General features: G+C 64.6%; 11 protein-coding genes. 5 read left to right on the top strand and 6 right to left on the bottom strand.

All coding sequences use genetic code 11. The annotated features are described in order from the left end of the window. Nucleotides 1–183 precede the first annotated feature (183 nt). Complete coding sequence (locus tag FRC98_RS13225; protein ID WP_146981918.1) at nucleotides 184–1,263, top strand: hypothetical protein; 1,080 nt, start codon at nucleotides 184–186, stop codon at nucleotides 1,261–1,263. A gap of 11 nt (nucleotides 1,264–1,274) precedes the next feature. Here the strand turns inward: FRC98_RS13225 and FRC98_RS13220 are convergent, their stop codons facing one another. Beyond that, nucleotides 1,275–2,513 carry an SUMF1/EgtB/PvdO family nonheme iron enzyme gene (locus tag FRC98_RS13220; RefSeq protein WP_146981917.1) on the bottom strand — a complete coding sequence of 413 codons (1,239 nt, stop codon included), beginning with the start codon at nucleotides 2,511–2,513 and terminating at the stop codon, nucleotides 1,275–1,277. A gap of 169 nt (nucleotides 2,514–2,682) precedes the next feature. Between FRC98_RS13220 and FRC98_RS13215 the strand changes: the two genes are divergently transcribed. Beyond that, a complete protein-coding gene (locus FRC98_RS13215) occupies nucleotides 2,683–3,324 on the top strand; it encodes a hypothetical protein (protein WP_146981916.1) in 642 nt (213 codons plus the stop codon). 62 nt (nucleotides 3,325–3,386) lie between these two features. Then, a complete protein-coding gene (locus FRC98_RS13210) occupies nucleotides 3,387–3,833 on the top strand; it encodes a GatB/YqeY domain-containing protein (RefSeq protein WP_146981915.1) in 447 nt (148 codons plus the stop codon). A 368-nt stretch (nucleotides 3,834–4,201) separates the two neighbouring features. On the opposite strand, the gene FRC98_RS13205 is transcribed toward FRC98_RS13210, so the two are convergent. The 5 genes from FRC98_RS13205 to FRC98_RS13185 form a co-directional block, all read right to left on the bottom strand. Then, a complete protein-coding gene (locus FRC98_RS13205) occupies nucleotides 4,202–4,672 on the bottom strand; it encodes a hypothetical protein (protein ID WP_230467592.1) in 471 nt (156 codons plus the stop codon). A 37-nt stretch (nucleotides 4,673–4,709) separates the two neighbouring features. Then, entirely contained in the window at nucleotides 4,710–5,888 is a 1,179-nt protein-coding gene (locus FRC98_RS13200; protein ID WP_146981913.1) for a hypothetical protein, read from the bottom strand. Between the two features lie 671 nt (nucleotides 5,889–6,559). Further along, nucleotides 6,560–7,939: a hypothetical protein gene (locus FRC98_RS13195; protein WP_146981912.1), complete on the bottom strand. Its 1,380-nt coding sequence runs from the start codon at nucleotides 7,937–7,939 to the stop codon at nucleotides 6,560–6,562. Between the two features lie 120 nt (nucleotides 7,940–8,059). Then, nucleotides 8,060–8,575, bottom strand: coding sequence for a 1,2-dihydroxy-3-keto-5-methylthiopentene dioxygenase (locus FRC98_RS13190; protein ID WP_146981911.1), 516 nt, complete (start codon nucleotides 8,573–8,575; stop codon nucleotides 8,060–8,062). Between the two features lie 242 nt (nucleotides 8,576–8,817). Beyond that, nucleotides 8,818–10,146, bottom strand: a complete 1,329-nt coding sequence (locus FRC98_RS13185) for a carboxypeptidase-like regulatory domain-containing protein (protein ID WP_146981910.1) — start codon at nucleotides 10,144–10,146, stop codon at nucleotides 8,818–8,820. A gap of 333 nt (nucleotides 10,147–10,479) precedes the next feature. Here FRC98_RS13185 and FRC98_RS13180 point away from each other — a divergent pair, with 333 nt between their 5' ends. Together FRC98_RS13180 and FRC98_RS13175 are read left to right on the top strand one after the other, a co-directional pair. Then, a complete protein-coding gene (locus FRC98_RS13180) occupies nucleotides 10,480–12,429 on the top strand; it encodes a CRTAC1 family protein (protein WP_146981909.1) in 1,950 nt (649 codons plus the stop codon). A gap of 528 nt (nucleotides 12,430–12,957) precedes the next feature. Further along, nucleotides 12,958–15,675: a hypothetical protein gene (locus FRC98_RS13175; protein WP_146981908.1), complete on the top strand. Its 2,718-nt coding sequence runs from the start codon at nucleotides 12,958–12,960 to the stop codon at nucleotides 15,673–15,675. Nucleotides 15,676–15,920 lie beyond the last annotated feature (245 nt).

Raw genomic sequence — 15,920 nt, 5'->3', positions numbered from 1 at the left:
TTATGCGCAACCGCATTATCGCGCACCTCGGAGGCGTCTCTCTTAAAAAAATCTCGCGCTCGCACGCAACTTCTCCCCGCAGGTCTCGACAACAAAAGGCAGGCGCACCGCGCTCGCCGTCTCTATCGACTTCGGACCCGCAGGCCAGCGCCCGAAAGCGCTCGCCATAAAGGAGGACATACCATGCAACGCATCATGTGCACGTCTGCAATCCCCCTGGCCAACTGCAATCTCCACGACGATCGCGGCCCCTCGCCAGACACAAGCCCCTGGCGCGCCACCCTGGAGCGCCTGCGTATCCTCACCGCGCGCCACTCCGACCTCCCCTGCGAGTGCGCTCACCGCCTCGACCACCTGGCCCTCGACGGCCCCCACCAGCAACGCTCCCTGCCGGCGCTCATCCTGCGCCACGCCCGCACCCTCACCCCCGAAGATCGCCACTGGCTGGCCGCGCTCACCACCGCACACCTCGACATCTTCACCATCGAGGGCTTCGACGGCCCCACCCCCGTCGCCCGGCAGATCCTCCACGACACCCTCTACCCGCTCCACGACTGGGAGGATGATCTCCCGCTGCCTCCCGGCCAACTCTTCGCCGCGCGCGTGGTGCGCGCCCCGCACAACCACGGCTGGATGGCCACCTCCCCCATCCGCATTCCGCTTGCCCTGGCCGACGATCTGCTCGCGGCCCTCTGGCGCGCCCTGGCCGCAGGTCCCCACCCCGGCTGGCGCCCCTTTATGCGCGACCTCGGCGCCCGCATCCTCTTAAGCTACCTCAACGCCGAGCCACCTGAGCCCGGCGACTCCGACATCGTCGCGGCAGACTGGCGCGCGCTGGAAGACGCCTTCCACCTGCTGGAGAGCGCCATCTTCAACGCGCAGCTCACCCCGCGCCTCCCCGCCAACCTGGGCTTTGGCCGCCAGGCCCGCATCCTCGATCTTGCGCCGGGTCCCATCCTGCTTTTGCAACACCATAACAGCACCGCCGCCCGATCCCCCTGGCTGCGCGCGCGCCGCGCCGACCCGCATAACCTCGATCCCGACGCCCTCGACGCCCTGCTAGACGCCGGCCTAGACCCCTTCGATCAGGGCGCTCTCATCGTGGAGGCCACCGACTTGCTCGGCCATCGACGCGATCTTCTCGGCGATGACCTGCGCGCGCTCACCGCCGCCTGCCTCACGCTGCTGGCCCGCGCGCCCTTCGCCCCGCACCGCACCGACTCGCACCCGGATCGTGTCACACCGGCCCACCGCGCCGCCTGACACGCCGGATGTTACCTGCCGCCGTAGGCGCACCGAAACCCCACATCGGTGCGCCGCGCAGTGGCCTTGCGCTCCACCCGCGCGGTGGAGCGCAGCTCAAAGGGATTGCTCACCCAGCTCCCTCCCCGCACCGCGCCCAGAAGGGGGTCCTCTCCCTCGACCCACTCCGCCACATTGCCCGCCATCTCCCAGACCCCGGCCGGACTCACCCCGCCCTCATAACGTCCCACCGGCGCCGTCCACACATACCCGTCCAACGCCCCGGCCACCGGCCCGCCCACCACGTCACGCTCCCCCCAGTTCGCCGACTCGCTCTCCCAATGATCCCCCCACGGATACACCCCGCCATCCACACCCCGCGCCGCACGCTCCCACTGATCGTGGGTGGGAAGCGCCCCGCCGGCCCACCCGCAGTACGCCCGCGCCTCCTCCCGAGTCACACACACCACCGCACGCCCCGCCTCCTTGAGCACCCGCGGAACCCGCAGGCTGACCTGCAACCCCCGCGGCGTCCACACCTCACACCCATCATAATCGATCGCCTCACACGCCCCCTCATCCACACATCGCTGATACGCCCCCACGCTCACCTCCAGCCGGTCGATCGCGTACGCCTTGAGCGTCACCGTGCGCTGCGGATACTCCCCGGCCAGCAACTCCTCCTGCTCGCAACGCTCCGGCTCATCGCGCTCAAGCTGATGACAGCTCAACATCATAAACGACTGCGCCTGCTCGCTGAGCCCCCGAAGATAAGGCCCCGCCTCAACTTCTACTCGCCCCGGCTCCCCGCGCCGGACCTCCTCCACCGCCCCCTCGACCACCGCCGCTCGTTTTAGATACATCCAGCTCATCGACGCCATCGCCACCAGACACACCGCCGCCGAACCCCACACCACCCCGCTGACCCGCCCTCGCCAGGCCCGGGGGGCCTCCTCCCCGCCCCGCGCATCCTCGTCGCTCTCAGCATCAGCCGTCCCCTGCGGCCTGTCCCCCGCCTGGATCGCCTGCATCCCCTCCATCACCGTGCGCCCCTCCTCCACCGCCCACAGGCCGCTGCCACCCGGGCCTGTTTGAGAGGCACGCGCCGGACGCTCCTGCCCGCCACTCTGCGACGACCGCCGCACCGGCGCCATCCCCTCACGCACCGTCTCGGCCGGACGCATCCGATAGCCGCACCGCCCGCAAAAGGGCGCCCCCGACGACTGCTCCGCCCCACACTCCGGGCAACTCACCTGACTGACTTCGCTCATCGGCTCATCGCTTGCGCCCCTTAAGGCGACCGTCTACCATGCCGCCCGGCTTCCCGGGCACCTTCTGCGCTCTGCTCGCTCCCCTCCCGGGGCCGTCTCCATCCAATGTCCTTTGTAGAACCTCTCGATAGCTCGCGGCAACCGCCCGCCTTATTTTTAGGAGCCTCCCATGCGACTTCCCCTGCGCGCCCTCTCCCTCGCCATCATCCTCGGCACCTCCTCGTTGGCCTGCGAAAGCAAGCCCGCCGAGGAAGCCCCCGCCGAGGCCAGCGACCAGGCCCCGGCCGCCGAAGAGGAAGCCACCACCGATGAGGCCGCCGAAGGCTCCGAAAACGCTGAAGCCACCGAAGAAGAAGGCGAAGAGACCATCGAAGAGCTCGCCCAGGGCCAGTGGGTGCAGAGCGATCTCTACGCGGTGCGCTTCCGCGTCCCCGGCGACTGGAACATCCGCCGCACCGCCGAGGCCGTCTCCGCCACCGCCCCCGACGGCTCCACCACCGTGCTGCTTGCCGGCTCCGAGTCCGACAGCACCATCCAGGCCGCCATCAACGATCTTAAAACCGAAGTCGAGTTCAAAGACATCAACTTCGACAACAGCGGCCTGACCACCATCAACGGCATGCCCGGCACCCGCGGCACCGGCTCGGCCGTCGTCGTCGAAGACGAAGGCGACCGCGAGATCCAGTTCCTGGGCTACGCCGTGCGCGTGGGCACCAACAACGTCACCCTGATGGTCTTCAGCGACGCCGCCATGTACGAAGCCCAGAAAGACATCATCGACGGCATCGCCCAGACCCTCACCCGTATCTAACTTCTACGAGGGGCGCCCACACAGCCCCCCTCAACATCACCGAAACTACAAGGCACATCCCCATGTCCGAACTCTTTGCCCGCATCAAAGACGACGTCAAAACCGCCATGAAGGCCCGCGACACCGAGCGGTTGAGCACCCTGCGCATGCTCCAGTCCACGATCAAAAATCAAGAGATCGAGCTTAAGCGCCCGCTCACCGACGACGAGATCACCGACGTGCTCGCCACCGAGATCAAAAAGCGCCGCCAGTCCGCCGAGGTCTACGAGTCCGGCGGCCGCCCCGAGCTGGCCGAAAAGGAGATCCAGGAGATCGAATACCTCCAGGAATACCTCCCCGCGCAGCTCTCCGATGACGAGGCCGGCGCCATCGTCGCCGACGCCATCGCCGAAGTCGGCGCCGAATCCCGCAAAGACATGGGCAAAGTCATGGGCGTGGTCATCCCCAAACTCAAAGGCGTCTACGACACCTCCAAGGTCAAAGATCTGGTCCTCGCCAGACTCGGCTAATTCGTAGCACCAGCCCCAACACCAGAACCCCCGGTCGCTCTCAACGGCCGGGGGTTTTGCGTAATAAGCGCCTGCTCGAATGCCTGGCACCCGATCTTTTTGACCTTGCACGAGTGCCTGGCACCACGGCGATTCAAACCTGCACGAGTGCCTGGCACCACGGCGATTTCATCGTGTTCGACTGCCTGGCACCACGGCGATCTCATCATGTACGGGTGCCTGGCACCACGGCGATTTCATCGTGTTCGACTGCCTGGCACCACGGCGATCTCATCATATACGGGTGCCTGGCACCACGGCGACTTCATCGTGTACGAATGCCTGACAATTTCGGCAGGAGTCCCACCTGGCCACCCTGATTGAAAAGATCAGTGCATGCCGTCGTCGCCGTAGTCCGGCGTGCGGAAGTTCACCTCATCGAGCAACCCGAAGATCTCCGAGGTGCACTTTAAGCCGCTCGAAGGAAACTGAATCCCGCTCCCTTCAAAACGCGCCAGAAACAAAATGGGGTCCGCGCCCCGCGTATACCCCAGCTGCACCAGCGTGGCCTCCGGGATGAACTCATCGCGTGAGATATGAATCCGCTCCCCCAGCACATAGAGCCCCTCCGGCTTGAGCGGGGTGAGCGTGGAGACGTAGGCCGGCTCGCGAATCAAATACCCCTTCTCATGAAAACTCCACCGGTTATGCGCGTTGGCCGCCGGAAGCAGCAAAAGCGGCGGCCCCTGCTGAGAGTGGTTATGAAAATAGACCAGCAGGTTCTCCCGAACCCACTGCTCTTTGCCGGGCAAGGCCTCGGTCGTGCGGTACAACCCGCAGGGGGGTAAACTCACATGCATCAGCTTGGTTCTCGCGTCAGGGGCAAAAAAGGCAGGCTTAACGTCCACCACGCTTGTTGACCAGCGACTTGGCCATGCGCTGGACCTGGTGGGAGACGTTGCGGTTGCGCGTCAGATCGCGCAGATCTTTGGTGCGAAGATGGTTCAAAAAACTCATCACATCGCTGAGCGGGGTCTTCGGGTTCATCGTCAGACTGACCATCACATCGTAATGCCGCGTCCAGTCGCGGTTCATCGCGATGTATTTAATGACACCCTCGGGGATCGATTTATTCGAGGCCAGCTGCCGAATATCCGCCGGACGAAGGCGCGGTGAGCGAATCGCTGCCTGGTGCACAAGCTTGTTGGAGTCGCGCACCAGAATGTTGATGGCCTCTTTGCTCCCCACCGACGCCAGACGAATCTTCTGCGAGAGGTTCATCTGCGCGATCTGGCTGTAGAGGCTGCCCTTGCGGCGGCGCTCCTCCACAACTTCTTCTTCCTCATCCTCATCCTCGCCCATCAGCTCGCGCTGCATCCGCTCACGCTCCGAGCGCGTCAGATTCGGGTCATCGAGCTTCGAGAGCATCTCTTCTTCGGACTTGCGACGGGTCTGCTCCTGCTGCAACACCCCGGCAAAGGCCTCATCATCGAGCCCGCCCTCACTGGTGAGGGCTTCCCCGCTGCGCAACGCCTCTTGAAGGCCGGGAAGCCCGGAGAGGTCCACGTCGTTTCGCCGCGCCAGATCGATGAGCTTATCGACCGTCGCCATCCGCGCGCGCGTATTGGTGTAGAGCGCCTCGATGATCGCCGGGGTGCGCAACACCCGCACCTGGTTGTTGGCGATGATCTCGCAGACCTCCGCGCTGGCGTCCTGCGCCAGGCGCACAATGGTGAGGTCGTCGGTGCCCTTGTTGAGCGCGATGGCCTGAGCCACCGCCTCGCTCTCCCGAAGCTCCGCCACCCAATCGAGCACCCCGGCCGGCTGCTCGGCCTGCAACGCAGGCAACAACACCGCCTCCGGCATCCCATCAAGCGCCTCGGTGACCGCCTGGGCCAACGCCGCATCAAAATGCAGCTGATAAAACACCCGGATCAACTGATCCGGCGGCGCCGGCACCATCCCGCGCGCCGCCATCATCTTCATCGGCGCCGGCGCCTGCGGCCCCACGTGCGTGCGCAGATTCGCTGCAAAACTCTCAAGCGCCAGCGGCTGGCGTTCAAACTCCTCACTCATCGAGCATCCCGGTCCTTAAATAATACGTTCCCAGCGGGCTTTGGATTGCTGCCTCCACCTTAAGTGCGCCCCCCACCTTTGGCAACGCACCATCCTTGATCGGTTGCCTGGCACCACGACGACTCACACCTGCACGAATGCCTGGCACCACGGCGATTCACACCTGCACGAATGCCTGGCACCACGGCGATTCACACCTGCACGAGTGCCTGGCACCACGGCGATTCACACCTGCACGAATGCCTGGCACCACGACGATTCACATCTGCACGAATGCCTGGCACCACGGCGATTCACACCTGCACGAGTGCCTGGCACCACGACGTTTCACACCTGCACGAGTGCCTGGCACCACGACGTTTCACACCTGCACGAGTGCCTGGCACCACGGCGATTCACACCTACACGAATGCCTGGCACCACGGCGATTCACACCTGCACGAATGCCTGGCACCACGACGATTCAAACCTGCACGAGTGCCTGGCACCACGACGATTCACTTCTGCACGAGTGCCTGGCACCACGGCGATTCACTTCTGCACGAGTGCCTGGCACCACGGCGATTCACATCTGCACGAGTGCCTGGCACCACGACGTTTCACACCTGCACGAGGGCCTGGCACCACGGCGATTCACACCTGTACGAGTGCCTGGCACCCGTACATTTCAATCATACTCGATCGCCTGGCACCCAGACGGCTCGACCTCGCCGCCCCAGCCAGAAAACCATCCCCACCACCCACACCATCCCCCCCGGCACCCCGCCACCACCAGCCACCGCACACCCTCCCTCACTCCCCCCCTCTGCACCGGTGCCAGGCACCCGAACATCTTCTTCCTCCACCTCCAGCCAGAACTCCCTCAAGCTCTCATCGACCGTAATGTACGTCAGCACCACCGGCTCCCCCTGCGGCCCACTCACAAGCCCCAACTCCACGCCGACGGCCAACATCTCCCAATAATCCACCGCCAGCCTCTCCCCATCCTCGACGCTCCGAAGGTCGAGCACCCGCTGCCCATCCGAGGCCTGCCGCAACGCCGCGATGAAGCCGGACCCCACCCAGCCCCGCGCCACATCGCTCAGCGGCACCCACCGACCCTCCAGCTCACCATCAAACTCCAGCTCGCGATCGAAGATCACCTCCTGACCACGCACCCGCGTCACCCCGCTGATAGCCTCCCCGCGCACCCGCCAGAACACCACCACCGAGCCATCCTCAAGCCCCCGCACAGGCCCCACCACCTCGCGCGCCCCCCACCCCTCAATCGACGGCTGCAACGCCTGCCAGCCCCCCGCCCCGTCATAGCTCCACAGCCGCCTCCCCACCCCCTGCAACTCTTTGAGCGTCACCCAGAACCCACCCGACGCATCCGCTGCCACATCATCGATCACCTCCCCCTGCACCCCATCCGGGCGCGCCCCCACCACCAGCACCTCGCCATCTTCCACATCGACGCCATGCAGCTGCACCGTCTCCCGCGGACTTCCCCCGACCGACTCCTCGGCCTGCGTGAGCACCGCCACCATCCCGCTCATCGCGTCAAAGGCCATCCCCCGAGCAGTCGCCTCCCAGGCCCCCACATAGTCCTCATCCTGAGTCACCTCGCAGTCTTCCACCGCCCAGGCCTCTTCGCCGCTGCGGTTAATCCGCGCCACAAACCCCCGGGCCAGCCCCTCCGGAAGATCCATACGATCGCCGCGCACCACAAAGCCCGCCCCGTCGGGGAGCACCACCGCGTCCTCACAACGCGAGGGCGCCCCGGCCCGGCGGTAGCGGTAGCTCAACGCCTCATCCTCATAGGCCACCACCACCACACAGCGCGACGCGAGCTCCTCGCCCTCACTCATCACCAGCAGTGTGGTGCCCGCCCCATCGTCGCGCACCTGCGCAAGACGCGGATCGACGTCGGCGGGCGCATCCCAGCTCCGCAACGAGCGCGAGCTCAAGGTCTGGGCCTCGGCCGCACTCCCCGCCAGCATCACCGCCGCCAGCGCCACGCCCCACACCCCGCGTCGCCACCCCGCCAGATTGACCTTCCCTGCCACCATGCCCATCCCTCAAATCACCCAATAAAAAAGCTCGCCGGCATCTCGCCGACGAGCTTTTATCATAACCTCATCACCCCCGGGGGAAACCAGCAACATCACTGCCGCCCACCCCCACGAGGCTCAGTCGCGATAATGCGCCACCCAGCCGTCCTTCGACTCAAAGACCCGGATGCACGTGATCGTCTTATCTTCACACAGGTCGAACCAGTGCCAGGTCCCCTGCGGAACCACCAGCAGATCGCCCGGGTGAACCTCCACATCAAAAACCTTGTCGTCTTCGCCGTGAATGGTGAACACCCCGCGACCATCGACCACAAAGCGCACCTCATCCTCGGTGTGCTCATGCTCCTTGTCGAACTTCGCCAGCAGCGCGTCCAGGTTCGGCGTCTCGGGCGTCAGCGCGATCACGTCGGCCGACTGGTAGCCCCCGCGCTCCTTTAGTGCGGCGATCTCGTCTGCGAACACCTTGAGGATGCGCTCCTGCTCGCTCTCAGCCTGCATCGCGCGGGCCTCCTCGGTGTGCAGCTTCGAGATATCCCAACGCTCGTAGCCCAGCCCGTACCCCTTCACAAACGCGTCAATCGCGGCTGCGTCCGTCAACACTTCGTCCGTCCCGCGCACTCGCAACTCGGCCATCGCCTTCCTCCTCTTCACATCGTCTATGACCCGCCTGCGCGGGCCAGGTCACCCTGATCCGGGCGCTCGGTTAATCCCTATCACTCAACTGGGTTTTACCTGCAGCAGCACACTCGCCGCAAGCCATGCGCTCAAACTTTCAACCTCCCCCCACTCTTCCCCCGTCCCCCCAAAAATAAACGCGCCGCCGATGTACACCGACGACGCGTTTTTTCAATCCCTATTCGCAGCGCAGGCGCCGATCAGAGCCGGAAGATCAAAAACTCCAGGATCCGCTGCATATCTTCGCCCAGGTTGCTCTGCTCCTTATTATGGAAGGAGGTAAACACCACCGTCCCATAATTGGGCTGCTCGCGCTGGGTTACCAGAAGCGGCGAATCCTGCACCACAGATGTGCCCGTCTGAGCCGCACCACAGCTCGGCGAGCATCGCGTCACATCCGCGCTGAAATGCACCTGGGCGTTCGGCCCGACCGAGCGCGCCACCACCCACTGCACGTCACCCGACGAGAACTGAATGCTCGCCGTCGAACCGTTCAACAAGGTCTGCATCTCCGTCGAATCCACCGACGCATTCACGGTCTGCGGCGCCGAGCCCACGCGGGCGCCGGCAAGGTTTGTACCCTCAAACTCGATCATCCCCTCAAACACCTCATTGATGAAAGGATGCGCCCAGTCCGAGGCGTAGATGCTGTTGCCATTGGCCACAAACTGCCGCAGGTTCTGCGCGATCAGCTGCATATCCGCCCCCCGCGACTGCAAGTCCATCCAGAGCGTGCCGCACTCAATAAAGAGGATCCGGAAGTGGTTGAGCTGCGCCGGATTCTCCAGAAAGAGCTTCGCTCGCTCCACACCCGTCGAGCCAAACACAGAGGCATCCTGACCCATCAGCGTGTACTCCAGATCCAGGCTCTGTAAGATCTGTCGCACATTATCGTACTGCCCCTGCAGCACCGCGATAGGCACCTCACTGGCGTCCACACACAACTTATCGGCATCGGCCGTCAGGTCAGTGGTCTGCCCGTTGTACACCGTCACCTGGCGAGTGTTCGAGAACGACCCGGAGCTCACCTCTACCTCATGCAGACCCGCCGGCACATCGGCGAACTCGAAGGTGCCGTCGCTGCCGGTGCGCGTGCTCATCTCAAAGGGCTCGCCATCACAATTGACGCCGCGGATCGTAGCGTTGGCCGCCGCCAGCACCTGCCCATTGGTCGCACACGCGCGGGCAATCAGCTGCCCGGGGCCGCAATCCTCCGGCGGCTCCACAACATCGCCGCCATCCGGCTCGCCAGCATCAGACCCACCATCGGGGTTACCCGTATCTTCCGGCGCATCCGTATCGGGCTCCTCATTGGGGGTGCCGCTATCATCATCACCGGCGTCCTGCTCATCGCCGCCAACATCCTGGCCCGGCCCCGCCGGCACGCACAGACCGCTGACCGGATTGAGCTGCATCCCCGGCTGACACGCGTCCTGATCACCATCGAGCACATCTTCGGCGCATCCCGCCCCCAGGCTCAGCGCTCCGGCGCAAACAAGCCCGATCATCCACCGCTTCATCACCTTCATAGCTTCCTCGTAACATGTAGCATCAAGCCACCTCTCGGCTGCGCGCGCTTTCGGTTCCAGCACATCACTCACCGGACACCTCGGCGCAGCATCGCCGGGCGGCGATCCTCATCATTTTTTTCCTGCGCGATCTCAAGCGGCGTAGCTTAGCAAATCCTTAGTTTCGCTGCAATTCCCCCGCGAAATTCGCCACTTATCCCCTCCTCACCCCCTGACCGATCGATAAGTCGTGCTTGAAACCCCGGCGAGTCACCCTCACCATAGGTGGCATCGCTTATGTGACGTGCTTTGAGCACCGCGCCACGCCCACCTCCCCGACCGGCTGAGCCCCTTATGCACACCCCCGCCCTGCGACTCGCCAGCATCGCGCTCTTTGTCAGCGCCGCGCTCCCCGCCCTCTCCTGCTCCTCCGGTCCCGAAGCCTGCGCCGACGACGACATCGCCTGCCAGCTCAACATCGCCCCGGTCTGCGAGACGTCCAGCTCCGCCTGGTCGCCTGGCACCCCGATCTTTGAAGACGTCTCCGCCCGGGCCGGCACAGAAGCAATGGGCGCCATCGGCACCCGCATCTCCGTAGCCGACGTCAACCACGACGGCCTGCCTGACATCCTCGCGCGCCGCCCCGGCGGCGCCTCCGACGATTTTTCCGAAGAGGGCACCCGCCACACCTGGCTGCTCATCAACCAGGGCGACGGCACCTTTGAAGACACCACCGAATCCTCCGGCCTCCTCACAAGCCGCGATCCTTCCGACCCGCCGCGACCGGTCGAAACCGTCGCCTTCGGCGACGTTAACAACGACGGCTTCCTCGACGTCGTCACCGCCTTTACCAACACCGCCCCTCTCTCCTCCCAAGGCGCCGAGGTCATGCTCGGCGACGGCCAGGGCGGCTTTGAGATCGGACCGGTCTCGCTCGCCCTGCAGCAGGCCGGCGAATTGGCCGTGCGCGGCGGACTTTCGCTCACCGACATCGACCGCGACGGCAACCTCGACCTCTGGATCGCCAACGGTGCCGCCGGCGCCAACGGCCCCCAACAAGACCAACTTCTCAAAGGCGACGGCCAGGGCGCCTTCACCGACATCACCGCCGAGGCCGGCCTCAGCACCGAGCCCTGGACCCTCGGCGCCCTCAATGAGGCCCGCGCCCACTCCAACGCCTGGTCCGGCGCAGCCTGCGACCTCAACAACGACGGCACCCCGGAACTTCTGGCTGCATCTTACGGCCGCGCCCCCAACCACCTCTGGCTGGGCGCATCCACCGGCGGCGAAGTCTCCTTTACCAATCACGCTATCGCCTCGGGCTACGCCTTCGACGACCGCACCGACTGGAGCGACAACGAGTCGGCCCGCTGCTTCTGCAAACTCAACCGCAGCGCCGAAGACTGCGCCGAGGTCCCCGAGCCCCGCGTTCGCTGCGAATCCGAGGCCGACATCCTGCGCTGGAACCACGCCCATGACCGCAACCCCTTCCGCCTGGGCGGCAACAGCGGCACGACCCTCTGCGCCGACCTCAACAACGACGGCCGCCTCGATCTTCTCACCACCGAGATCGTGCACTGGGACGTCGGATCTTCGTCCGACCCCTCCGAGATCCTCTACAACACCGCCGGCGACACGCTCACCTTTGAGCGCCCCGGCCCCGAGGCCACCGGCCTCGACCGCCCCCGCGAGACCACCTTCGACGACGGCGACATCACCGCCGCCACGCTCGACTTCGACAACGACGGCCGCCTCGACATCCTCATCGCCTCCACCGACTACCCCGGCACCCGTGCGCACCTCTACCACCAGCAACCCGACGCCACCTTCGCGCGCGTCTCCCCCGAAGACGGCATCGACCTGACCAGCGCCCACGGCGTAGCCACCGCCGACTTCAACCGAGATGGCGCCCTCGATCTTGTCATCGGCCACTCCCAAAACCGCTGCTCCTCCGGCGACCACTGCCAGGAGTCCGCCCACGTGCGCGTTTTTGAAAACAAACTTCCCCCCAACAACTGGCTGCAGATCCAGCTCGAAGGCGCCCCCGGCATCAACGCAGACGCCATCGGCGCTCAAATTACCGTAGACACCCCCGAGCTTACCCGGCTCGCCGAAGTTCAGGGCGGCCACGGCCACTACGGCATGCAGAACGACCTCACCCAACACTTCGGCCTGGGCAACCACTGCCAGGCCGAGGTCACCGTGCGCTGGCCCGACGCCAACCTCACCACCGAGACCTACACCCTTCCGGCGGGCTATCGTTTCGTGCTGAGCCCCGGAGCACCTCCCAGGGTCGCGCCCTGAACATGTACAGGTGCCTGGCACCCGATCTTCTCAAATACGTATGAGTGCCTGGCACCCGGGCCTCTCAAACATGTACGGGTGCCTGGCACCCGGGCTTCTCAAACATGTACGGGTGCCTGGCACCCGGGCGTTTCAAGCATGTACGGGTGCCTGGCACCCGGGCGTTTCAAGCATGTACGGGTGCCTGGCACCCGATCTTCTCAAATATGTACGAGTGCCTGGCACCCGATCTTCTCAAATATGTACGGGTGCCTGGCACCCGGGCGTTTCAAGCATGTACGGGTGCCTGGCACCCGGGCGTTTCAAGCATGTACGGGTGCCTGGCACCCGATCTTCTCAAATATGTACGGGTGCCTGGCACCCGGGCGTTTCCAATCATGTACAGGTGCCTGGCACCCCTGCATCCTACACACACCTTTCATTTGTAACTTTACGTTAAAAGAAGTGACCTCCCCTCAGCCTCACAAAATATCCTCTCGATCCTCGCACGCCCCTCCACCGCCCACCCTTTGTTCGCGAGGTACCACCATGCACGGACTCTACCGCGGCATCCCTCTGACACTCCTCGCCGCACTCCTGGGCGTAGGGTGTGGAAGCGAAGTTCAGCAGTCCCGAGATGGAGGCGACCGCTACGCCCTATCCGCCGCGGAGCTGGCTGACGTGGAAAATCGCCAACTTACCCTCCATCTCCCCGATGCGTGTTCAGAGGGCCAAGATCCGCTCCTCTGCGAGCGCTGGCTCGGCCATCGCGATGGCAGCATCGGCGTGACTCACCATCACCAGCGCGTCTCCTTTTCCATCGAAGAGGTCGACGAGCAGGGCCGCTTCCGCATCGCGGCCTACCCCGACTGCAACCGCGACGCGCGCATCGCCGCTGCAGAAGAAGCTCGCACCCCGGAGCCCCACGAAGGCGACATCGAGATCCACCCTTACGAGGGCTCGGAAACTGGCGAGGAAGGCATCGTCGAAGTGGAGGGCGAAGCCCCCCCGCTTCTGGGCGACGAAGCTCACCAGGTCGTCGCTCCTCCCAGCGACGGGGTTGGCAACCGGGAGATCGTCCGGGAGGCCCTGGCGTTCTCTCCCTTCGAAGAGTGCCGCCGCCTGGTCGTCCCGTCGGCAACGCCAGCCAGCCCGGTCGAACTCGTCGATCCAGCCACGGCCGACGCCGGAAGTTGGTGGCAGGTTCGCCGGGTCGAGGAGGAGCGGCCTGTCTTCGTAAACACCGACGACTGCCCCGGCGGCGAGTGCCAGATCGGGCTGGTTCTCGACGAAAACGAGATGCTGGTCGCCATGCATCGCGATGAGGCGCAACGACGCGCTCAACAACTCATGAACCTCTCGTGGTGGTCATCTGCGGTCAACACCGTCGGCGGAGCGGTGGAAGACACCTGGAACTCCGGCGTCGCAACGGTCTCTCAGGCCGCCCAATCCGTCGGCACGGTCACGCAGGTCACGAAACTCGGCAACAAAAACCTCTATGTATCAGCCGCCACTCCGGCCGCGCGTCTCTACGACGCCGCCGCCCAGGAAGGCCCCCAGGCCCTCTCCCTGGCCAACGGCGTGGTCAATGACGGCGCCGTCTACGCGCAGATCGGCGCCAGCTACGCCACCATCGCCGGCGACGCAATCCTGGAAGGCGCGGTTTATATCGGCGAGTACATCCAACAAAACGCGTGTTTTCTGGGTGTGGCCACCGGCCTGAGCACGGCCGTGGCCGACGAAGCCGCATTCTACGAAGCCCCCCTTGAGGTCATCGCCCAGACCTTCGCCGAGGAGCTGGCAACCTCTGCGGCTGTCGACGCCCTTATGGCCGATCATAACGGCGTCTTCTACCAGACCATCAACACCGCCGCCTCCGCCATCGCGATCCCGACCTCCCTGGTCTCCAGCCGTTTCAACACCGCCGAATGGCGCGACATCCTCATCGACATCCTCATCTCCGCGTTAAGCGGAGACGTTCGAGGAGGCTTTGTCGGCATCATTATCGGCAAGTTGTCCCAGGCCATCTGCAAAGGCCTCAGCCACGCCCTCTCACCGGCCGACGCCGTCACCAGCGTCATCCACACCAACGGCATCGGCGATGCGTGCCTCGACAACATCAAGACCCTCGCCCTGGAGCGCACCAACCGCGGCGATGACCTGTGTTGGGCGATGCGCGACGAGATCACCATCGCCGCCGCGCAACAAGCCGCCCGCAACGCCGCGCCCAGCTCTCCAAATGACCCTTTTAGCCATATGATGCACTCCATCAACCGCGCCATCCGTTGCCCGGCTAACCCTGAAGCCCACGGCTATCAATCCCTGCTTGAGGGTGTGGGATGCACCACGTCCGAGGTCTACCTCTCCACCGAGACTCCCGTCGATCCTTCGACGGTGCTCAACACCGACCATCAATGGACCCGCACGGACAACTGGTTCGCCACGCTGAGCTGCGGCTCGGGCAAGGCCGCCGTCGGCATGTGCTCCAGCGGGGGAAATCCCGACTGCTACGGCAAACCCAAAGAACTTCTCTGCGCCAGCCGCCCCGGTGGCGGATCTCTGGTTTCAAACTCGCACTACGTCGACCTGCGCCATAACTACGACAACACCGGCATGGGCATGTGCCCCAACGGGTACGTCATGACCGATTTCTGCTCCTCGGGCGGCAACAAAGATTGTGGGGGGGATAGCCAGGCCATGCGATGCCGCCCCCTCGCTGCCGATCTGCAAATCGACTACGCCGGCTGCACGGTCAAAGAAGCCAAAACCTGGGATGCGCGCCTGCAGGCCACCTCTCCCAACGACGTGATCGTCGGCATCTGCACCTCGGGCAGAAATGCCGACTGCGGCCTCAACAGCGACCTCACCAAGAGCGCCCTCTTCTGCCCCATCAGACCGGCAACGAACGACGGAACGCACACCCTCTTTCAGTACTTCAATGGCGGCGACGATCTGCTCACCAAATACATTGGCGAGAGCCCCTGGCGCTACCACTACACGGGGAGCTTCCAGGTCTACACCAGCCCGGGAACCAACCGCATTCCCCTCTACCGATGCCTCATTGGTGGGGATCACTTCGCTTCGCTGGTGTCCAGTTGCGAAGGCCAACGCTCCGAAGGCCTTCTCGGGTATATCTCGACGGTGCAGGGCCAAGGGCAGCCGATCTACCGCTGCACCGGTCATGGCAACCACCGCATCACGACCGACCGCGCGTCGTGCACCGACAACGGCTACAACATCGAGGGAACGCTCGGCTACACCCCCTGAGCTGAGGTTGGAATCACGCGCCGGGGCTTTACCCTGGCGCCTGTACGGTGGCCTGGCGCCCGATCGTTTCAAATTGGATCGGGTGCCAGGCACCCAAACATCGAGCCTTTTCAAATCGGATCGGGTGCCTGGCACCCGGTCTTTTACACCCGATCTTCTCGAACATGTCTGAATGCCTGGCACCCGATCTTCTCAACCTTGTCCAAGTGCCTGGCACCCAAACGTCCGGTCTTTTCAAATCGGAT

It is taken from the genome of Lujinxingia vulgaris, from assembly GCF_007997015.1.
In the GTDB taxonomy this organism is placed as follows: Bacteria; Myxococcota_A; Bradymonadia; order Bradymonadales; family Bradymonadaceae; genus Lujinxingia; species Lujinxingia vulgaris.
This window is presented reverse-complemented; position numbering and strand designations above follow the sequence as displayed.